Here is a 21,199-nt window from a genome sequence, read left to right on the forward strand (position 1 = left end):
AATGCGTATCGTATTTATGGGAACGCCGGAATTCGCCGTTCCTTCTCTGCGGCTTTTGATCGAGCAGGGCTATGATGTAGTCGCTGCCGTGTCGCAGCCGGACCGCCCGAAAGGACGTAAACGCGTGCTGACGCCGCCTCCTCTGAAGGAAGCGGCTCTTGCGCTTGGTCTGCCGGTTCTTCAGCCTGAGCGAATGCGCAGCCCCGAATCGGTTGCGGCCATTGCCGAGCTCCAGCCGGATCTGATTGTCACGGCCGCTTACGGACAAATTTTGCCGAAGGCGCTTCTGGACATCCCGCGGCTTGGCTGCATTAACGTGCACGGCTCACTGCTGCCGCGCTACCGCGGCGGTGCCCCGATTCAGCGCTCGATTATGAATGGCGAAACGGTTACCGGCGTAACGATTATGTATATGGCGGAAGGTCTTGATACCGGCGATATGATCAGCAAGGTTGAAGTTCCGATTACGGACGAGGATACATCGGGTACTTTGTTCGAGAAGCTGAGCGCTGCCGGCGCCGAACTGCTCGGACGCACGCTTCCAGCCCTGATTGCAGGCGAATTGAAGGCCGAGCCCCAGGATAACGAGCTGGCTACGTACGCGCCCAACTTAACGCGCGAGGACGAGCGGATCGACTGGAGCAAGCCGGCGCGCAGCATCTATAACCAAGTGCGCGGATTGTCTCCGATGGCAGGCGCTTTTACATACCTGAACGGCGAAGTGTTTAAAGTATGGGCATGCGCGAAGCCTGAAGAAGGCAAGGCAGGCAACGGTGCCGCTGCTCCGGGTACCGTAGTTGCGGCAAGCACCTCCGGCATTGACGTACAAACCGGTGACGGGCTGCTCCGCCTGCTAGAGGTTCAGCCCGCGGGCAAGCGGGTTATGACGATTGCGGACTGGCTGCCGGGCGCGCGGCTATCTTACGGCGCCGTATTTGGCGGTGGCGAAACATGAGCGAACGGGAATCTTTAAAGTCTCAGTCAAAGCGGAGACCGGGCGGAAAAGGCCAAGGCCGCGGCCCCGGACAGGAGGGGCGCAAGGAACAGCGCCCGGCACGCGTCCGTACGCCGCGCGAGCTTGCGCTTGATACGCTGGTGAAGGTGGCGGAGACCGGTGCGTACAGCAACCTGCAGCTCAACCGTGTCCTGCAGGATGCACAGCTGCAGCGCGCTGACGCTGCTCTCGTAACCGAGCTGGTATACGGAACGATCCAGCGTCAGCTGACGCTGGATCATTGGCTTGGCAAATTTGCGGCCAAAGGGCTGCGCAAGCTGGAGCCCTGGGTGCATCAGCTATTGCGCATGAGCGCCTATCAATTGCTGTATCTTGACCGTATTCCGGCCCATGCTGCGGTGAACGAGGCGGTAACCATTGCAAAGCGCAGAGGACATCAAGGGATTTCGGGAATGGTTAACGGCATTCTTCGCAGCATTGACCGGAACCGTGCGGAGCTGACGGTTGACGCCATTGTGGACAAGAACCCTGTCGTACAGATCTCCGTCAGGCATTCTTATCCGGAATGGCTGGTTGAACGCTGGGTCAAAGCTTACGGCGCGGAAACGGCCGAAGCCATCTGCGCTTCGGGCAATGAGCCGCCGCATGCCAGCGTCCGCGTCAATCCGCTCCGCGCAACGCGTAACGAAGTGCTGAGCCTGCTGGCCGAACAGGGCGGCGATGCAGAAGCATCGAGGCTTGCGCCTGCCGGTATCGTGGTTCGCCGCGGCGGCAATCTGGCCGATACGGAAGGCTTCCGCGAAGGCCTCTGGACGATGCAGGACGAAAGCTCCATGCTGGTCGCAGAGGTTGTGGAGCCTAAGGCGGGCATGCAAGTATTGGATTGCTGCGCGGCGCCTGGCGGCAAAACAACCCATATGGCGGAACTGATGGGCGGCAAAGGCAAGGTCTATGCCAACGACCTTCATCCTCACAAACGCCAGCTTATCGTCGATCAGGCCGTGCGTCTCGGCCTTCAGAACATCGAGGCAACCACCGAAGATGCGGGCAAGCTCGGCGAGCGGTTCGCTCCGGCTTCGATGGACGCGGTACTGCTGGACGCGCCTTGCTCCGGATTTGGCGTTATTCGCCGCAAGCCGGAAATCAAATGGACGAAAACAGCGGGCGATGTAGCCGATATCGCGGCGATTCAGCGCAGGCTGCTCGGGGCAGTGGCAGGCTTGGTTAAGCCCGGCGGGACGCTGGTCTACAGCACCTGTACGATTGAGAGCACCGAGAACGAAGAGCAGGTGGCCGCTTTCCTGAAGGAGCATCCCGAATTCCGGCTTGACGCCGAATGGCCGGAAGAAGCCCTTAAGCCGCTGCGCGAGAAAGGCATTGTCGACAGCTCATTTGACGGACAAGCGCAGCTGCTTCCGCATCATTACGGCAGCGACGGCTTCTTTATTGCCCGTCTCCGCAGACGCCCGTAGGGCCCTTGTGGCTCAGCATGGGCGTTTGTGGTAAAATAAATCATCAGCGCCGGCATAACAGGCGCGCTATTTCAGAGTCAGGTGTGATAATAAGAAGATGAAACCAATAATTTATGACTATAACCTCGATCAGCTTCAAGACTGGATGAAAGAGAACGGCGAGCCGGCCTTCCGCGGCGGACAGCTGTTCGATTGGCTGTACGTGAAGCGCGTGAAGAGCTTTGAAGAGATGTCCAATCTGCCGAAACCGCTTCGCGAAAAGCTGGAAGAGTCCTTCCAGTTCGTGACGCTGTCGGAGATTACAAGATTCGAGTCCAAGGACGGCACGGTCAAATTCCTGTTCGGCCTGCATGACAACCACGCGATCGAGACCGTTATCATGCGCCATGATTACGGCAACAGCATTTGCGTAACGACGCAGGTGGGCTGCCGGATCGGCTGTACGTTCTGCGCTTCGACGCTTGGCGGCCTGAAACGCAATCTGACCGCGGGCGAGATTGTCGCGCAAGTGGTAACGGCCCAGCAGATGCTGGATGCCACCGGGGAACGCGTATCAAGCATCGTTATCATGGGTTCAGGCGAACCATTCGAAAATTATGACGCCACCATGACCTTCCTGCGTATTATGATTCATGAGAAGGGTCTGAATATCGGCCAGCGCCATATTACCGTTTCGACAAGCGGTATCGTTCCAAGCATGTATAAATTCACGGAAGAGAATACGCAGATCAACCTGGCCATCTCAATCCATGCGCCTAATGACAAGCTCAGATCCAAGCTGATGCCGGTTAATCGCCGCTTCCCGTTTGAGGATGTAATGGCAGCCTGCCGCAATCACATTGCAAAGACCGGCCGCCGCATCACGTTCGAATACGCATTGATCGGCGGGGTTAACGACCAGGCCGAGCATGCGCAGGAGCTTGCGGACGTGCTTCAAGGCATGTTGTGCCATGTCAACCTGATCCCGGTTAACCACGTGCCGGAGCGGAACTACGTTCGTACGCCGCGCAATGACATTTTCGAATTCCAGCGCATTCTGGAAAAGAATAAAATCAATTGCACGATCCGCAGGGAGCAAGGCCATGATATTGCGGCTGCATGTGGCCAATTGAGGGCGAAACATATGGAGTCCACGACGAGGTGATCACGGTTGATTACGGCAAACCGAAGCGATGTCGGACGAATTCGTCATATTAACGAAGATCGTTCGTGGGTAGGACAGCTGGATAACGGCATTACTTTAGCGATTGTCGCCGACGGAATGGGCGGTCATCAAGCGGGGGATGTAGCGAGCCAGCTGGCGGTTAATACGTTCAGAGACATGCTCGAGAAGAGCGCGTCGAAGGCGGATTTATCGATGCAAGAGGGGAAAATGCTGATTCGCCAGGCGCTTGTCATGGCCAATGACGTCGTCTACGATATGGCATCACGCAACGAGCAGTACTACAATATGGGAACGACGATCGTTGCTGCCCTGTACAAGGAGCAGCAATTGATCATCGGGCATATCGGGGACAGCCGCGCCTATCTCATTACCGCAGATGGAATTGCGCAATTGACGGAGGATCATACTCTCGTCAACGAACTGGTCAAATCCGGCCAGATCAGCCTGGATGAAGCGGCGCATCACCCGCGCCGCAATGTGATTACGCGCGCCGTCGGCACGGACGCGCAAGTAGAGGTGGATATTTATACCGCAGTCTTGTCCGATAACGATGTACTGCTGCTGTGCAGCGACGGTCTGACCAATATGGTTAGCGACGAAGAGATGCTGCAGACGGTTCGTGAGGAAGGGCTCGGATTGGATGATAAAGCGGATCGCCTCATTCAATTGGCGCTGCAAGCCGGAGGAGACGACAATGTTACGGTCGTGCTTCTTCAGGAGGAAAGCGCTGCTTATCGAGGGGGTGACAACGGATGATCGGACATCAATTAGGTGGTCGCTATGAAATTTTAACGAGAATCGGCGGAGGCGGAATGGCGCTGGTCTATAAGGCGCACGATATTCTGCTAAACCGTAATGTCGCAGTAAAGGTGCTGAGACAGCAATTCGTCCACGACGAAGAATTTATTCGGAGATTCCGGAGAGAAGCGCAGTCGGCTGCCTCTCTGTCTCATCCGAATGTCGTCAGCATTTACGATGTAGGGCAGGAAGAGGATACCCACTACATCGTAATGGAATATATCGAGGGTCATAATCTTAACGAAATCATTCATGAGCGTGCGCCGCTGCAGGCCGACGAAGCGGTGCGGATTGCCGTGCAGATTTGCGATGCGCTGGAGCACGCCCATCAGAATCATATTATTCATCGCGATATTAAGCCTCATAACATCTTGATTGGCAAAAACGGAAGAGTGAAGGTGACGGACTTCGGGATTGCCCGTGCCGTAACCTCCTCAACGATTACGCAGACCGGATCGGTTGTCGGTTCGGTTCACTATTTTTCGCCCGAGCATGCCAAGGGCATCAGTACGGGGGAGAAGTCCGACCTGTACTCCCTTGGCATCGTGCTCTACCAGATGCTGACGGGGAAGCTTCCGTTTTTCGGAGAAAGCCCGATCAGCGTTGCGCTCAAGCATTTGCAGGAGGAGTTCGAGGAGCCTAGGAAGGTAAACCCTCACATCCCGCAGAGCGTGGAAAACGTCATTTTGCGCGCGATGCGAAAAAACCCGAACGAACGCTATCAGTCGGCCCGCGAGATGCTTAACGACCTGGATACGTGCCTCAAGCCAAGCCGCTTGAGCGAGCCGAAGGCGACGTTCACGAGCGGCAGCGATCTCGATGAGACTCGCGTGATGCCTGCGATACGGGGCGATATGCTCAGCTCCGTTCCGCAGTACGAATTATCGCCTGTTCCGCCCCCGGAAGCATCCGCTCCGCTTGAACGGGCAAGTAAAGCGGCGGCTGCATCCAGTCAGCCGGAAGCGGAATGGAAGGATGAGAAAGCAAGCAGCAAGCCCAAAGGCTGGAAACGCCCTACAACGATTGTAACGGTAACCCTGGTCATTTTGGGTTTGATTATCTGGGGCTTCTTTGCTCTGCTGAACAAGCTTGACGTGCCGGAAGTGGACGTGCCTTTCGTAGTCGGCAAGCAGGAAGATGTGGCTCGGGCTATGATCGAGGATGCCGGGCTTAGGGTCAAGGAGCCCGTTATTCACGAGTTTATGGGCGACGTGCCTGCCGGCGAGGTCTTTGAGCAGGACAAGGCCAACATGCGGGTGAAGGAAGGCTCTTGGATTCAGCTGTCCGTCAGTGACGGCGCCGTACTGGAGAAGATAGCCGACTATAAGGGCAAGCAGCTGCAGGAGGCCAAAGATGATTTGATGGCACTCGGTGTACCTGAAGATCAGATTTCATCGGAGCCAGTATTCAGCGACCAGGATCCGGACACAATTATAAGTCAGACGCCGGAGTTTGGCTCGGAATTTGATCCGAAGACGGCAACCATCAAGTTTATGGTGAGTAAAGGACGGGAAACGATCCCTATGCCAAATTTGATCGGCCATACCGTTGCCGAAGCGAAGGATATCGTGAAGTCGAACGGGCTGGTCCTGCAGGATGACGACATCCTGGAGGAACCAAGCTATACGCAAAGCAAAGGGCTTGTTATCGACCAGGATCAGTTCAAGCCTAACGATCCGGTGCCTAAAGGATCGAAAATAACGATCCGCGTCAGCTCCGGTCCGCCGAAGGATGCGAAGAACCATACGTTCAACGTAACGATATCGCCGGCCGAAGCGGGGAAAACCAGCGAAATCCGGATTGTGTATTCCGATGCGCGCGGTCAGGATATCGAGTGGGGCAAACGCCAAATTCAAGATACCCAATCCTTCCCCGTGCAGGTCATTTTGGCGCCAAATACGGAAGCCAGAGTGACGGTATACCGGGACGGCCAGTTCGTGGATACGCGCACGATCACTTACGAGGAGCTGGCCCAGGGCTCGAATTCCTCCTCGCTTACCATACCGGGCTCCGGCAATAGCAACAACGGCAATAACGGTAATAACGGTAATAACGGTAATAACGGCACGGACACGGAGACCAGCACCGACCCGACAGAGAAAACCGAGAACCCGGATCAGCCGGCAAATGCGGATCCGGCAGATAGCAACGACAACGGAGGCACTCCAGATGAGCAGCACTAGTGAAGCCAAGGGAAGAATCGTCAAGGCGCTCAGCGGTTATTACTACGTATTGCCGCATGATGCGGAATCGCCGGAGCAGACGGTGCAATGCCGTGCTCGCGGCGTATTCAAGAAGCGAGGTTTAACGCCGCTTGTAGGCGATGACGTGCTGTACACCTTGACGGAGAACGGCGAGGGCACGGTGGAAGCGCTCCTGCCCCGTTCTTCGGAGCTGATCCGGCCGCCGGTCGCCAACGTAGACCTGGCTATCCTCGTCTTTTCCGTGACGGAGCCCACCTTGAATTTGCAGCTGCTTGACAAATTTCTTGTCCATATCGAGCATTCGGGTATTGAGGCGGTGCTTTGCTTAAGCAAGCAGGATTTGGAGCAGGACGGCGAGGAGACGAAAGCAGCGATAGCCGCCGCCGAAGCGGTAAACCGGATTTATACGGCTATTGGCTATGAAGTATACGGAACAAGTTCGCGCCGGGGAGTGGGCGTCGAGGAGCTGCATGACCGTCTTAAAGGGCATGTAGCGGTCTTCGCGGGTCAATCCGGCGTGGGCAAATCCTCGCTGCTGAATGCTCTCGTGCCGGGCCTTAAGCTCGAGACAAACGAAATCAGCAACAGACTTGGCCGGGGCAAGCATACAACGCGCCATGTAGAACTCGTCGAGATAGGCGGCGGTTACGTGGCGGATACGCCGGGCTTCAGCCAGCTTGATTTCACGGAGCTTGGCATTGAGGACCTGGGGTACTGCTTCCGCGAGATGCGCGAGCTTGCGCCGGACTGCAAATTCCGGGCCTGCACCCATGTGCACGAGCCGGGATGCGCCGTGCTGAAGGCGGTGGAGGAGGGCGCGGTTGCGCCTAGCCGCCATCAGAATTATTTGACGTTTATGACGGAAATGAAAGAGAGAAAGCGGAGGTACTAAACCATATGGCTATTATCGCACCATCTATCCTGTCGGCGGATTTCGCACGGCTTGGAGACGAGATTAAAGCAGCGGAACAGGCGGGAGCGGATTGGATTCACGTCGATGTTATGGACGGTCATTTCGTACCGAACCTAACCTTTGGTCCTCCGGTTATCGCGGCCGTTCGTCCGGCTACGAAGCTTCCGTTTGACGTGCATCTCATGATCGAACGCCCGGAGCTGTCCATTCCGAGCTATGCAGCCGCGGGAGCGGACCGGATTACGGTTCATGCCGAAGCAACGGTGCATCTGCACCGCACGATCCAGCAGATCAAGGACTTGGGTCTGCCGGCCGGCGTTGCGCTTAACCCGAGCACGCCGTTGTCGGTTCTGGAACATATTCTCGGGGACGTTGATCTGATTCTCATTATGACGGTTAACCCCGGTTTTGGCGGACAAGCCTTTATCGAGGAGTCGCTCAATAAGCTTCGCCAGCTGCGCAAAATGCTTAACGAACGCGGCCTCAGCCATGTTCATGTGCAAGTGGACGGCGGTATTAACAGTATTACTGCTAAGCAGGTTGTAGAAGCCGGTGCGAATGTGCTTGTCGCAGGCAATGCCGTATTCGGGGAAAGGGATCGCGCGGCCGCGATTGCTGCGCTTCGGTAACGAGTGTGGACGAAGATTTCGAGTTAGAGGAAAGCATTTGGAAGAAATTATTTTGGATCGCTTTTTACGCGATAACAGCAGGCGTTTTGCTAGGACTTTTTACGGCCATCAGCTCGCCTATCAAATACGTCTTCTCCCTGGTGGCTTTGTACATCGCGATTAAATGCTTCAAGCGCTTCTCTACCTGGGGACCGCGGATTTCCTTTATCGTTTCTGCAATAATCGTTTATTTCGCTACGGCTCTGGTAATCGCAATCGTTGTCTATATGCGCGATAATCCGGTGCCGGCAGGCTAATAGAATACTAGCTGGCGCTTTGGAATAGGACAGCTTAGCATCGCATAGGATGGTTACATGAACGAAGGTTCGTGTAGCCATTTTTGCGTTTATATTATTTGGTACACATCCAATTTCGATGAGCGTGTCTGAGGAGGGATGGGCATGAAATTTTACACGATCAAACTGCCGAAATTTCTGGGCGGATTCGTAAAAGCAATATTGAATACCTTCCAAAAAAACTAGGTCCGATGCACGGCTTAACGAACGATCGTGGGCAAGGCGGAACGGTTTTGCTGTCTATAAGCAGCAAGACGCGTTCCGATCCGTAGAATTCTAAGCGAGATTATAAGGTAAACTTATAATCCTTAGAATTCAAGGCGGAACGGTCCGCCATTTTAGCGGCGGCGGGAGGCGTTCCGATCCGGAGAATTCTAAGCGATATAAGAGTAACCTTATGAATCCTTAGAATTCGAGGTGAAACGGCTCCACCTTTCAGTGTCAGAGGGCGGTCGCATTCCGGAGCGGTAAACAAAGAAAAAGCACCTGGGCTCAGGTGCTTTTTGTCTAAATATAAGAAAGTATAAACAAGTATACGACGCTTATATTTCATAGCGAACGTTCGCTGCGCCGCCAAAATGACGGCGTCAGCCGTTTGCGCTAGACCGCTCGGTTGGAATCCGTCAATTAAACGCGAGTTACTTTGCCGGATTTCAGTGCACGTGTGCTGACATAAACGCGTTTCGGTTTGCCGTCAACCAAGATGCGAACCTTTTGCACGTTTACACCCCAAGAACGACGGTTTTTGTTGTTTGCGTGGGATACATGGTTGCCTGTACCAGGCGATTTACCAGTAATGAAACATTTGCGGGACATGAGTACACCTCCTTAAGTTTGTGCCGCAAGAAAGCAGGGCTTTCCTGCAAGCATGCGCTTAGAGTTTGCTTATTGAGCTATTAGCTGCATTGTTAGCACAAGCTGTATTAAAAAATACTGGGTCAAGCCTGCACATAAACATACTTGACTATCGTATCACAATTGTTGTGTATCAGCAACTTAAATGTACATGAAATGATGGATTTTGTCATCGTTTTTGCCTTGCGCCCTTCTATAATCAAGCGGTTTATAGTACAATAATCCTTAGTCCATATTATTTACGGTAAAGGAGTGTATTCCCATACCACTGCAGATTAAGAACGAGCTTGGACAGATAATTGTGAATGATGACTGCATTGCAGTGATTGCAGGCTCTGCAGCCATGGATTGTTATGGGCTTGTCGGGATGGCTTCCCGCAAACAGCTTAAGGATGGCATCGCCGAGCTGCTCGGCAGAGAAAACATGTCGAAGGGCGTCGAGGTACGCCGGGAGAATGAACAGCTTCATATCGAGCTGCATATTATCGTAAGCTACGGCACGAAAATTTCCGAAGTGGCGCATAATATACAAAACAAGGTAAAGTACGTCCTCAATGATGTAATTGGTCTTCAAGTGGACCAGGTCCATATATTTGTTCAAGACGTAAGGGTATCTACGTAGTCTATGCTTACGAAGTTAGAATTGCTTTTGCAATTCTTTTAGGAAGGGGAATTGTCGTTGAGTAAGCGCTCCATTAACGGATCTGATTTTACCGCCATGGCACTGCTCGGTGCGGAATACTTAGAAAGAAATGTAGACCGGGTGAATGCATTAAATGTGTTTCCGGTGCCAGACGGAGATACGGGTACGAACATGAATCTAACGATTGTCTCGGGGGTTCGTGAACTGCGGAACAAGCCGTCCGCCCATTTGGGAAAGGCTGCTGAAGCATTGTCCAAAGGACTTCTGATGGGGGCAAGGGGCAACTCGGGGGTTATTTTGTCCCAGTTATTCCGCGGCTTTGCCAAATCGCTCTCCAATCTGGAAGAGGCCGGGACGCTGCAGATTGCCGCCGCCTTCCAGAATGGCGTCGACATGGCTTACAAAGCGGTCGTGAAGCCGGTAGAAGGAACGATTCTTACGGTAGCAAGAGAAGCCGCCAAGCATGCCGTTCAGTATGCCCGCAGAACGAGCGATGTCGTTGAACTGATGCAAGAGATTCATGCGAAGGCAAATGAAGCGCTTCAGCGCACGCCGGATCTGCTGCCGGTATTGAAGCAGGTTGGCGTCGTTGATTCCGGCGGACAAGGTCTCGTCTTTATTTACGAGGGCTTTGTTCAGTATTTGACGCATAGCGGTACGATTCAGGAAAAGGTATTCGCATTCCCGTCCGAAGCGGCGGCACCCGAAGAAGTGGCTGCAGCGCAGCCGGCAGCGGTGCACAGAACGTCAGCCGCCGTAAAACCGTCGGCCCCGGCATCCGCGCAATCGAAGCTGGCGACAGAGGATATCGAGTTCCTGTACGACATGGAATTCTTTATTAATCGCAAAATCAGCGGGAAACCTGCAGCGTTTTTTAATGAATACGCTTTCAAGAAGGCGCTGGAAAAGGACGGCGATTCGATTCTCGTCATTGCAGACGACGATATTATCAAAGTGCATGTCCATTCCCGCAAGCCTGGCGATGTATTAAACCTTGCAATGGCTTATGGCGAGCTTACGGACTTTCACATTCTGAATATGCGGGAACAGCACCGCGATCTGCTTGAGCATGAAGCGGCGGCGGAGCCTTTTGCGCCGGTACCCGAGTACGCGCTGACCGGCGACATTTCGTCGACCGAGCTGCTGGCGGGACCGGCCGCGCAGGTAGTCGCGCCGGAGCAGCTGCATGAGCTTGCGCCATTTGGCATTATTGCGGTTGCGCTTGGCGAAGGCATCGCGAATATTTTCCTCGGCAACGAGGTGGATATCGTATTGTCCGGGGGGCAAACGATGAATCCGAGCACCGAGGATTTCGTGAACGCGATCGAATCGCTGCCTGCCGAGCATATCTACCTGCTGCCTAACAACAGCAACATTATTCTCGCGGCAGAACAAGCGGCAGAGCTGAGCGGACGCCAGGTAACGGTTATTCCGACAAAAACGATTCCGCAGGGCCTGGCAGCGATTCTTGCGTTCAAGGAAGAGGAATCGGCGGAGCGCAACGCCGCATGGATGAAGAGCGCGGCGGAGCAGGTCGTGTCCGGCCAAGTGACGCAGGCGGTGCGGAATACGTCGATTGACGGCGTAAACATTCAAGAAGGCGACTACATGGGGATTAAAGAGAAGACGATTGTCTCCTCCAAGCCAACCCTGCTTGAGGCCTGCCAGCTGCTGATGGCGGCGATGGCCGAGGAAGGCGGCGAGCTGCTGACGATCCTGACCGGCGAGGATGCGAAAGAATCCGACACCGCGCAATTATGCGAATGGATCGAAGAGGCATATCCGGATATCGAGCTTGAGGTGCATAACGGCGGCCAGCCTTTATATCCTTATTTGTTCGCTATGGAGTAGCCATAATAAGTTGGGAGGGGACGTATGGGGAACATACGCATCGTAACCGACAGCGCATCGGACATTCCACTCGCGCTGAGGCAAGAGCTTGGCATCGAGATGGTTCCGCTGAAAATTCTGTTCGGGGAAGAGACTTACTATGATGCCGTTACGATTAATACGGAGCAGTTTTTCGAGAAGGTAGCGGCATCGCCGCAAATGCCTACTTCGTCCCAGCCATCGCCGATGGAGTATCAAGAGGTGTACGAGCGCATTTTGCAGGAGGATCCGGGGGCGTCCATTATTTCGATTCACTTGTCGGGGGCGGTCAGCGGGACTTACCAGTCCGCCGTTATTGCCAGCTCGATGATTGACGGGGATCCGGACATTACGGTTATCGATTCAAAAACAGCTTCCTATGCCTATGGCATGCGCGTTGTAGCCGCGGCCAGAATGGCAAGAGAAGGGGCTTCGAAGGAAGCGATTATGGCTGAAATCCAGCGGATGCAGCGGGAAACGCAGTTGTATTTTCTCGTGGATACGCTTGAATATTTGCAAAGAGGAGGACGGATCGGCAAAGCTTCCGCTCTTATCGGATCCATTCTTAATATTAAGCCGATTCTGTCGCTCGACAAAGAAGGCATGGTGTATGCCGTAGATAAAATGCGCGGTACAAAAAAAGCAATGGCTCGGATTATGGATATGCTTGGCGATGCTTGCGGCCAGGATCCGGTTATTGTAACAATCGCCTGGAACACGAATAAGGAAGCTGCTTTGGAATTCCTCGAGCTGATCAAGGCTCGCTTCAATGTTCAAGGGGTTGAATACGCAACCGTCGGTGCCGTAATCGGAACCCATGTGGGTCCCGGCACGATGGCTGTGTTCGTGCGCAGAGTGTGAGGTAGAGAACAATGACGCTGGAACAGTATTCGGTCCGGCAAATTAAAGGCGTGAGCGCTCCGAAGGAAGAAGAGCTTCACGCCTTTGGCGTTCAGACCGTCGCCGATTTGCTGGATTATTTTCCATTTCGATATGAAGATTACCGCATCCGGGAGCTTGCCGAGATCAAAGACGGCGAGAAGGTGACGGTGCAGGGGACGATACGCGGGAACGGGATTTTGCAGCGGTACGGCAAAAACAAATCGCGCTTGACCTGCAAAATCGAGGTTAACCATATGCTGGTGACGGCTGTTTGGTTCAACCGTCATTTTTTGCAAAATCAGCTGACGCCGGGCAGAGAAATTATGCTGACGGGCAAATGGGAGCAGCAGCGCCTGCAGCTTACCGTGTCGGAATCCGAATTTGCGGACAAGTCTACCGGCATGGTGAGATCGGGTACGCTTCAGCCGGTCTATTCCGTGGGCGGAGACATTACGCAGGCCTGGATGCGCAAGACGATCAAGCAAGCGCTTCTCCAATACGGCTCCATGATTGAGGAAGTGCTGCCGCATGAGCTTGTCGAGCGCCACCGGCTTATGGCAAGGCGTGATGCCGTGCTGCGGATCCACGATCCGGGAGAGGTTAAGGAAGGCCTCGAAGCCCGCCGTCGGATGGTCTATGAGGAGCTGTTTCTCTTTCAATTGAAGCTGCAGGCTTACCGGGCTATAACCCGGAAACGCGGGGACGGCATTGTTCATCAGGTAAACGGGGAGACGATCCGCAACTTTGCGGCTACGCTTCCTTTCGAGCTGACGGACGGCCAGAAGAAGGTTGTTAACGAAATAATGGCCGACATGCGTCAACCGGCCGCGATGAACCGTCTGCTGCAGGGGGATGTCGGTTCCGGCAAAACGGTCGTTGCCGCTATTGCGCTGTATTGCACGATCAAGGCCGGCCATCAAGGAGCTCTTATGGTGCCGACGGAGATTCTGGCCGAGCAGCATTTGCGTTCGCTGCAGAAGCTGTTTGCGGGTACGGGTATTGAAGTCGCGCTCCTGACGGGCAGCTTGACGGAGAAGAAGCGCCGGGACGTGCTTGCCGGGCTGCAGATGGGCATGATCGATATTCTGGTCGGCACGCATGCGCTTATTCAGGACGATGTCTTTTTCCGCAGCCTGGGTCTTGTTGTGACGGACGAGCAGCACCGGTTCGGGGTGAACCAGCGGAGCATTCTGCGCCGCAAAGGGCTGAATCCCGACGTGCTGACGATGACGGCTACTCCGATTCCGAGGACGCTTGCCATTACGGCGTTTGGGGATATGGACGTATCCACGATCAAGGAGCGCCCCCATGGCCGGAAACCGATTAAAACGTATTGGGTAAAGCATGACATGATGGACCGCGTTCTTGGCTTTATCCGGCGCGAGGTTGGCGAGGGACGCCAGGCGTACGTGATCTGCCCGCTGATCGAGGAGTCGGACAAGCTGGATGTGCAAAATGCGATAGATTTGCACGTGCAAATGCAGCAGGCTTTTCCGGATTTGAAGGTGGGGCTCCTGCATGGCCGGCTGTCGGCTTCCGAGAAGGAAGAAGTGATGCGCGCGTTTGGCGCGAACGAGACGCAGCTGCTAGTTGCCACAACGGTCGTTGAGGTTGGCGTCGACGTTCCGAATGCCACGCTTATCATTATCATGGATGCGGAGCGGTTCGGACTTTCCCAGCTGCATCAGCTGCGCGGGCGCGTCGGGCGGGGGGAGCATCAGTCGTTCTGCGTGCTGGTGGCGGATCCGAAGTCGGAGAACGGACGCGAGCGGATGAAGGTTATGACGGAGACCAACGACGGCTTTGAAGTGTCGCGCCGGGATCTGGAGCTCCGGGGACCGGGGGATTTCTTCGGGACGAAGCAAAGCGGCTTGCCGGAGTTCAAGATCGCCGATATGGCAGCGGATTACGAGATGCTGGAGCTTGCCCGCGACGATGCGGCGGAGCTTGCCGGACGGGATGATTTTTGGACGAATCCGGCGTTTGAACGGGCGCGCGTCCGGCTGCTGAAGGATCAAATTTTTCAAGGTGAACAGCTCGACTAAGCAATATCTTCCCTCTTGCGGCATATAGTTAAACGATCGAATTATCGGAATGCCGGATGGAGGTGTAAGCCTAAGTGAGTTACCAAAAGTACGGCATTCGGCCGCAATTGGTCGAACGCGTCAAAATCAAATTGAAAAATCCGGTCGTTAAGGACCGGATGCGGCTGTTGCTGGGCAATGTCACGAAGTATGATCTGCAGGACCGGGTAAAGGTGCGGAAGCTGGTGAAATCGGCGACTTCTATTTTGCAGGAACCGCTGACGGATATTCAGGAAGAACAGATTATCGATTTTGTCCTCGCGCAAAAAATAGATCCAAACAACACCTTCCATTTGCTGAAGCTATGGGGGATGTTCCGCTGACCGCTTGCGGTCGGCTTTTTTTTGTTAGGCGGTGCTGCCTAGTTTTCACCATAGATGCAGCTGGTCGCCCGTGTTTAGCGGTTCGATGCATTCGGCGGTGTCATTCTTGACGCTTCCGACTGCCGGGGATACCGGATAGGCTTCGAGCTCTTCCGCCGCATACGGCAGGAACAGACGCTGCAAGGCCTGCGGGTCCTGCACGGTTCGGTCAAGCCAGAAGGGCTCGTCCTCCGGGCGCAAAATCACCGGCATCCGGTCGTGGATCGGAGCCATCAGCTCGTTGGGCGAGGTCGTCAGAATGGTGCAGGTGCTGACCGTTGTTGTGCCGTCCGCCGCAAGCCACGACTCGTAAAGACCGGCCATGCTGAAGATGGAGCGGTCCTTGCGGACAATACGCATCGGCTGCTTGCCGCCGTTCGTCTTTTTCCATTCGTAGAAGCCGTCTGCCGGGATGAGGCAGCGCTTGCGGCGGAGCGGCGTCTTGAAGGCCGGCTTCTCGGCCGCTGTCTCGGAGCGGGCATTGAGCATTTTATTGCCGATCTTCGGGTCGTCGGCCCAAGGCGGAACAAGTCCCCACTTCAGCTCGCCGAGCCGGTTGCGCTGACCGTCATTTATAATGGCAAGCACCTGCTGGCCCGGCGCTACGTTATATTTGGGACGATGGTAAGGCACCTTCGTCTCGCCGATCATATAACGGATCATCAGCTCCTCGAGCGATACGGTGATGGTGTATCTTCCGCACATGGCAAGTCCTCCTGAAAAATTTTTTGGAAATGAAAAACTTACTTCGAAAGCATACGCTTCACGTCCGTTGTTTACTTTTTATTATGCATGAACAGGCGGCCTGACGGCAAATACTTGTGTTACCAGTATCAGTACGGGAGGGCGGTCGATGTTAAGCAGGGGGAGAGGGCGCGGCCGCTACGGACTACGGCTTCGCAAAATCAAACAGTTCTTTTCTCTGCCCGCTGCGGCATGGGATTATGCGGTCGGCAAATGGCATGGGCTGGAGGCTTCGCATGAGATGCTAGCGGAAGCTACCCCATTGCAGCTTGCCGAGGATGCGGTTGCCGGGCTGGAGGGGGAATGGCGGAAGCTGGAGGAGCAGCAGGCGGAGCCGGTGACGAGCGCATGGAGCGGGGAGGAGAAAATCCTGATCGAACGGATCCGGGAGGAGACCTCCCGTCTGAACCGCAATAACGTGACGCGGACGGAAGCCTACCGGCTGATGCATCAACGCCATCCGGAGCTGCACTGGGCGATGCTGGCCCATCTCGTTTCCCGCAACGGGGGCTGGAATATGACGGATCTGGCAGGCGAATGGCTGCCGCAGCTGCTCCCGGACGATAAACGCCAGTCCGTCTTCCTGCTGCTCGAGCATGCGAATTCGTTTATTTTTGGCGATGCTTTTCCGCAGCTGCTGCTCTACGGGGAAAGCGTCCGCCTGGGACGCCCGTTGTTTCATCTGCTTCCGGCCTTCGGAGTAACGCGGTTTATGAAGCCGGTGTGGGAGCAGTTCTGGCGAACACGCGATCCCGCGCCGCTGACGGTCGCGCTAATTGTGAACGAGCAGCATTTCATCGAGCAGCGGGTGGTGCAGGACGATTACTTCCGCAAAAACGTGCTCGATACCTTCTTCTTCGGCATGCAGTCGCTGCTGCAGCTGAACGCGGTGATGTTCCCGTATCATGCCGAAGCGGAGCCAGAGCTGCGGCTGGCGGGATTAATCATGGAGGATTTCGACGATGTGTCCGAACGGATTGAATTCGGCAAGTCCTTGTATGCGATTTTGTTCGGCGTCCCCCGGGTGCGGGAAGGAGCGCTTGCTTTTGCGGGCAAAGGACGCCATACCGGGTCAAGGGCAGATTATGCCCCGCATCTGTTCGCCCGGATACGCCGGGAGCCGCCAGCCGCGCTGTACAAGGAGCGCTTGCTGGGCGGCAAGCTGCTGCCTGGCGCGGCGCCGTTATACAGCCCGGAGCTTCGCGACGCCTGGGCGGACCGGAAGCTCGAGAGCGCGAAGCGGGAAGACTGGTTCGCTTCGGCTTCCGGCATCATGCCTTATTTCCGAAAGCTGAAGCTGCCCCGCAGCTTCGAGCTGACAGGCGAGTACGGCCTGCTGCTCAACAAGATTGAGCTCGCCGTGCTTGCTGCCCAGCAGCTGAGGCAGCAGGAGCATCCTTGAAAACGAAAAGAAGCCTGAAGTTCGAGCCGGACTTCAGGCTTCTTTTTCCATCGCAGATTTTTTCGGCCGGCCCAACTGTTTGAAATTACCTTTAAATATCCCTTGCATAGCGAACGTACATTCGGTATATAATAATATACGAACATACTTTCGCATTTGCATTGGAGTGGGGATTATGGAACGTGTCATTATGCTGATTGACTGCCAGTCGTTCTACGCGTCCGTCGAGAAGGCCGCGCATCCCGAATATAAGAACGATCCGGTCGTTGTGGCCGGCGATCCTTCGAGGCGTTCGGGCATTATTCTGGCAGCTTGTCCGCTTGCGAAGCAGTACGGCGTGACGACCGCCGAGACCCTTGGCGAGGCGCTGGGCAAATGTCCGCATCTCGTCATTATCAAGCCGAGGATGCAAGCTTATATCGATGTCTCACTAATGATTACCGACATTTTTCGTTCGTTTACCGATCTGGTGGAGCCCTTCTCCATCGACGAACAGTTCCTGGACGTTACCGGTTCCTTGTCTTACTTCGGCACGCCCGACGAGATCGCAAGGCAAATCCAGACCAAGATTATGCTCTACACCGGCGTATGGGCCCGGGTTGGCATCAGCTCCAACAAGATTCTGGCCAAGATGGCCACGGATATTTGGGCGAAAAAAAACGAGACCGGCCAGTTCACTCTCCCGAAATCCGAGGTGGAATCTTTATTATGGCCGCTGCCCGTGAATAAAATGTTTGGCGTCGGCTCGCGGATGACCGCGCATTTCCAACGGATGGGGATTGCAACGATCGGAGATCTCGGCTGTCTTCCCCTGCCGGAATTCAAGCGCAGGCTGCGGGCGCGGATGGGCCGCAACAGCGATATTCAGGCAGAGCTGTTCTGGCAGACCGCAAACGGCATTGACCCGAGCCCGGTCAAGCCAAGCACCCATGACGCGCAGCAAGCGGTCGGCCATCAGATGACGCTTCCCCGGGATTACAGCAAGCCGCAGGAGATTGACGTTGTTCTGCTGGAATTAAGCGAGGAGGTATGCCGCCGCAGCCGAGCCAAGGGATATATGGGCAGCGTCGTTGGAGCAGGCGCGCAAGGCGCGGATTTCGACCGCCCGACCGGTTTTTTTCGCCAGATGACGGTACCCGATCCGACGAATATTACGAAGGAAGTATTCGCTGCGGCCCGCACGTTGTTTTACGCCCATTGGGACCGGCTCCCCGTCCGCAAGCTTGGCGTGACCTTATCGAAGCTGGTGCCCGACGACCAATATCAGCTTACCCTGTTCGGAAACAGGGAGAAGGAAAGAAAGCTGGATCGCGTCACGGACGCGATCCGTCATAAATTCGGAACGACCTCGATTCTCCGGGCGTCCTCGCTGCTCGAGTCAGCCCAGGCCCGTGAGCGCAGCGTCAAAATTGGAGGACACTACAAATGAGCAAGAAACTGGAAGGAAACGGCCGCTGGGAATCCAGCCGTATGATGCTGCCTGAACACCGGGAGCAATATCTAGAACGGCGCGAGCCGCCCCAAGCCTCCGGACCTGTCCCCGTTCCAAGCAAAGAGGAGCTTGAGCTTATCCGCGATTACGTGCTGCTCCCCATGATGCTGACGATCGTAGATAAGAACTGCAAGGACATCGAGCTGTCCTTTTACTCCATGAAGCAGCTGTACATGAAAGCCTCGCGCGTCCTGATGGGGCATATTCACACGGATCTAACCGCTGTTCGCAAAGCGCTTAAGGAGCGCAATATCCGGGTCTTCCTCGAGGAGAGCGACAGCGAGCATGGAGCTATTCATTACAGGTTTGTCTGCCGCGGCTACGAGGACCGCTTCTCCATGATCCGCGACGCGGCCCGCGCCGAGATTAGCGTCCGCATCGCCAAATATATCTCCACGATGTTTAAGTGAACTTTACGAAAGCACCGCCCGCTGGCAAGCAGCGCGGTGCTTTTTGATTGGGTCAATTCACATGCTCCCGGCGGTATGCCTTCGGGGACATTCCGAAAACCTTCGTAAATTGGCGGGTGAAATAGTTGCTGTCGTTAAAGCCGCTTTTATAAGAAATTTCCGTAATCGGGATACGGGTTGTCTTAAGCAGGTTGCACGCATGCTCCAGGCGGAGGCGCAGAAGATAGGCAAAGGGCGTCGTTTGATAATAGGATTGAAAGATCCGGTTCAAATGCCTCACCGATATGCCCGATTTATCCGCGATCTGCTCCCGCGTAAGCGGTTCGAGATAGTGATCCTCCATGAAGGAAATGGCATTCGCCAAATGCATCAGATTTCCTTGGATTCCTTGCTGATCCTGGTTCTGATATTGCCTGGACAAATAGACGACGAGTTCCATGAAACGAGAGCGCAGCATGGTCTGATAGCCCTGAAGCCTGCCCGTGTATTCCTCAATCATAAAGGCGACGAGGGAGGATACGTATTCCAGGCTCGGGATCGGCAAGCTAAGCTTGCTGTTAAAGGGCTGGATATTCCGATAAAACGGTTCCAATACAAAAAGCGCCTGATAGCCGATTGACGTTCTCAGGTCAGGGCCGGCTGACGTTAGGATCTCCGGGCGGTACATGATGTTGCAGATCCGGAAATCATGGGGATCCTTGTATGCATGGGAGGTAGCGCCGTCGATAACAAAGACATCCCCTTTCTTAATAAACGAGGCTTCGGTGTTTACGATATGAGTCGCATTCCCGTTCAAAACAATAACGAGTTCGGAAAAATCCACATGATCGTGAAGATACATGTCCTCGTCATGCCCGCCATACCCGATATAGAACAGAAATTGCTCGTCGGATGTAAACCAATTCAAATGGACACTTCTCGTAAGACTCTCTCCCTTCTTAACCCCGGCACAACAATCCAATGTCCTAATCATGCTATTTTAAGACCCTAAAATCAAGGATGAGGTCTAATACGCTCCATTATAATGCTAAGTGAACAAGAAAAAGCAGAGGAGTGGTACAGACTTGTCCGTCGTAAGCATCTGGCAACGCATCGTTAGGCAGCGCTATCTTTATTACATGTCAGTTCCTTTTGTCGTTTTTGTTTTTCTATTCAGCTATTTGCCGCTATGGGGCTGGACGATGGCGTTTCAGCAATTTCGAGTAGGCAAATCCTTCTTCGACCAGAAGTGGGTCGGCTTTGATAACTTCCGGATGTTATTTCAGGACGATCAATTCTTTAACGCGCTGCGAAACACCTTGGCGATGAGTTTTATGGGGCTCATTGCAAGCTTTACCATTCCGATCCTCTTCGCGGTTCTTTTGAACGAGGTGCGTGTTTCGTTTCTGAAACGCTTCGTGCAGACGGTTTCGTATTTACCGCATTTTGTCTCCTGGGTGGTTGTCGCGGGGATTGTGACGAAGATGCTTTCGGCTGAGAATGGCGTCGTGAATCAAATTCTGACAGGCTTGCATCTCATTCATGAGCCGATTCAATTCATGGCGAAGGAAAATTTATTCTGGTACCTGGTGACCAGCGCGGATATTTGGAAGGAAACCGGCTGGAACGCGATTATCTATCTGGCCGCCATTGCCGGGATAGGCCCGGAACTATACGAGGCAGCCCGGGTTGACGGTGCAAGCAGGTTAAAACAGATTTGGCATATTACGCTGCCGGGTATCCGTTCCACGATCATTATTTTGCTGATCATGTCAATCGGACATCTGATAAGCATCGGCTTCGAGAAGCAGTTTCTCCTCGGCAACAGTCTGGTAAAGGAGAAATCCGAGGTGCTTGACCTGTATGCCCTTAACTACGGACTAGGAATGGGACGTTATTCCTTCGGCACGGCAATTAACATTTTCAACTCCGTAGTCAGCCTGATTCTGCTATTCGTCGCGAACGGCGTTTTCAAGAAAATCACCAAAGAAAGCATTATGTAAGGA

At 54.5% G+C, this 21,199-nt stretch carries 21 protein-coding genes; 18 read left to right on the forward strand and 3 right to left on the reverse strand.

What is annotated here, in order from left to right:
* The first annotated feature begins 1 nt into the window (after position 1).
* The 9 genes from fmt (at position 2) to spoVM (ending at position 8,657) form a co-directional block, all read left to right on the forward strand.
* Positions 2-955 (forward strand): methionyl-tRNA formyltransferase, encoded by a 954-nt coding sequence (gene fmt / locus FHT67_RS09880; RefSeq protein ID WP_167197719.1) that lies wholly within the window; start codon positions 2-4, stop codon positions 953-955.
* On the forward strand, positions 952-2,427 hold the full coding sequence (gene rsmB / locus FHT67_RS09885; protein WP_167197722.1) for a 16S rRNA (cytosine(967)-C(5))-methyltransferase RsmB: 1,476 nt from the start codon (positions 952-954) through the stop codon (positions 2,425-2,427). The genes fmt and rsmB overlap by 4 nt, the downstream gene beginning before the upstream one ends.
* Positions 2,428-2,524: 97 nt before the next feature.
* The gene (gene rlmN, locus FHT67_RS09890) at positions 2,525-3,571 is read left to right on the forward strand and encodes a dual-specificity RNA methyltransferase RlmN (protein ID WP_132306060.1); all 1,047 of its coding nucleotides are present in this window, start codon (positions 2,525-2,527) and stop codon (positions 3,569-3,571) included.
* 6 nt (positions 3,572-3,577) lie between these two features.
* A complete protein-coding gene (locus FHT67_RS09895) occupies positions 3,578-4,348 on the forward strand; it encodes a Stp1/IreP family PP2C-type Ser/Thr phosphatase (RefSeq protein WP_132306058.1) in 771 nt (256 codons plus the stop codon).
* Entirely contained in the window at positions 4,345-6,573 is a 2,229-nt protein-coding gene (gene pknB, locus FHT67_RS09900) for a Stk1 family PASTA domain-containing Ser/Thr kinase (protein ID WP_167197725.1), read from the forward strand. The genes FHT67_RS09895 and pknB overlap by 4 nt, the downstream gene beginning before the upstream one ends.
* Positions 6,560-7,486 (forward strand): ribosome small subunit-dependent GTPase A, encoded by a 927-nt coding sequence (rsgA, locus tag FHT67_RS09905; protein WP_132306054.1) that lies wholly within the window; start codon positions 6,560-6,562, stop codon positions 7,484-7,486. The genes pknB and rsgA overlap by 14 nt, the downstream gene beginning before the upstream one ends.
* Before the next feature lie 5 nt (positions 7,487-7,491).
* Positions 7,492-8,136: a ribulose-phosphate 3-epimerase gene (gene rpe, locus FHT67_RS09910; RefSeq protein ID WP_167197728.1), complete on the forward strand. Its 645-nt coding sequence runs from the start codon at positions 7,492-7,494 to the stop codon at positions 8,134-8,136.
* 5 nt (positions 8,137-8,141) lie between these two features.
* Complete coding sequence (locus FHT67_RS09915) at positions 8,142-8,432, forward strand: hypothetical protein (RefSeq protein ID WP_132306050.1); 291 nt, start codon at positions 8,142-8,144, stop codon at positions 8,430-8,432.
* 144 nt (positions 8,433-8,576) lie between these two features.
* Positions 8,577-8,657, forward strand: coding sequence for a stage V sporulation protein SpoVM (gene spoVM / locus FHT67_RS09920; protein WP_010345573.1), 81 nt, complete (start codon positions 8,577-8,579; stop codon positions 8,655-8,657).
* 441 nt (positions 8,658-9,098) lie between these two features.
* On the opposite strand, the gene rpmB is transcribed toward spoVM, so the two are convergent.
* A complete protein-coding gene (gene rpmB / locus FHT67_RS09925) occupies positions 9,099-9,287 on the reverse strand; it encodes a 50S ribosomal protein L28 (protein ID WP_015845317.1) in 189 nt (62 codons plus the stop codon).
* A 301-nt stretch (positions 9,288-9,588) separates the two neighbouring features.
* On the opposite strand from rpmB, the gene FHT67_RS09930 reads away from it, so the two are divergent.
* From FHT67_RS09930 to FHT67_RS09950, 5 genes are all read left to right on the forward strand, one after another.
* Complete coding sequence (locus FHT67_RS09930; RefSeq protein WP_015845316.1) at positions 9,589-9,948, forward strand: Asp23/Gls24 family envelope stress response protein; 360 nt, start codon at positions 9,589-9,591, stop codon at positions 9,946-9,948.
* A 57-nt stretch (positions 9,949-10,005) separates the two neighbouring features.
* A complete protein-coding gene (locus FHT67_RS09935; protein ID WP_132306048.1) occupies positions 10,006-11,820 on the forward strand; it encodes a DAK2 domain-containing protein in 1,815 nt (604 codons plus the stop codon).
* 24 nt (positions 11,821-11,844) lie between these two features.
* Positions 11,845-12,699, forward strand: coding sequence for a DegV family protein (locus tag FHT67_RS09940; protein ID WP_132306046.1), 855 nt, complete (start codon positions 11,845-11,847; stop codon positions 12,697-12,699).
* An 11-nt stretch (positions 12,700-12,710) separates the two neighbouring features.
* Positions 12,711-14,765: an ATP-dependent DNA helicase RecG gene (gene recG / locus FHT67_RS09945; protein WP_167197731.1), complete on the forward strand. Its 2,055-nt coding sequence runs from the start codon at positions 12,711-12,713 to the stop codon at positions 14,763-14,765.
* A 74-nt stretch (positions 14,766-14,839) separates the two neighbouring features.
* The gene (locus FHT67_RS09950) at positions 14,840-15,127 is read left to right on the forward strand and encodes a stage VI sporulation protein F (protein WP_132306042.1); all 288 of its coding nucleotides are present in this window, start codon (positions 14,840-14,842) and stop codon (positions 15,125-15,127) included.
* Between the two features lie 45 nt (positions 15,128-15,172).
* Here the strand turns inward: FHT67_RS09950 and FHT67_RS09955 are convergent, their stop codons facing one another.
* Positions 15,173-15,871: an SOS response-associated peptidase gene (locus FHT67_RS09955; protein ID WP_167197732.1), complete on the reverse strand. Its 699-nt coding sequence runs from the start codon at positions 15,869-15,871 to the stop codon at positions 15,173-15,175.
* Positions 15,872-16,019: 148 nt separating this feature from the next.
* On the opposite strand from FHT67_RS09955, the gene FHT67_RS09960 reads away from it, so the two are divergent.
* From FHT67_RS09960 to FHT67_RS09970, 3 genes are all read left to right on the forward strand, one after another.
* Entirely contained in the window at positions 16,020-17,312 is a 1,293-nt protein-coding gene (locus FHT67_RS09960; protein WP_167197735.1) for a DUF2515 domain-containing protein, read from the forward strand.
* Positions 17,313-17,487: 175 nt separating this feature from the next.
* A complete protein-coding gene (locus tag FHT67_RS09965) occupies positions 17,488-18,741 on the forward strand; it encodes a DNA polymerase IV (RefSeq protein WP_167197738.1) in 1,254 nt (417 codons plus the stop codon).
* A complete protein-coding gene (locus FHT67_RS09970) occupies positions 18,738-19,214 on the forward strand; it encodes a YhjD family protein (protein WP_132306034.1) in 477 nt (158 codons plus the stop codon). The genes FHT67_RS09965 and FHT67_RS09970 overlap by 4 nt, the downstream gene beginning before the upstream one ends.
* Before the next feature lie 52 nt (positions 19,215-19,266).
* On the opposite strand, the gene FHT67_RS09975 is transcribed toward FHT67_RS09970, so the two are convergent.
* Complete coding sequence (locus FHT67_RS09975) at positions 19,267-20,187, reverse strand: helix-turn-helix domain-containing protein (protein ID WP_132306032.1); 921 nt, start codon at positions 20,185-20,187, stop codon at positions 19,267-19,269.
* A gap of 145 nt (positions 20,188-20,332) precedes the next feature.
* Between FHT67_RS09975 and FHT67_RS09980 the strand changes: the two genes are divergently transcribed.
* On the forward strand, positions 20,333-21,196 hold the full coding sequence (locus tag FHT67_RS09980) for an ABC transporter permease (RefSeq protein WP_243711642.1): 864 nt from the start codon (positions 20,333-20,335) through the stop codon (positions 21,194-21,196).
* Positions 21,197-21,199: the final 3 nt, after the last annotated feature.

Origin of the sequence: Paenibacillus sp. BK720 (genome assembly GCF_011761545.1) — a bacterium.
Classification (GTDB): Bacteria; Bacillota; Bacilli; order Paenibacillales; family Paenibacillaceae; genus Pristimantibacillus.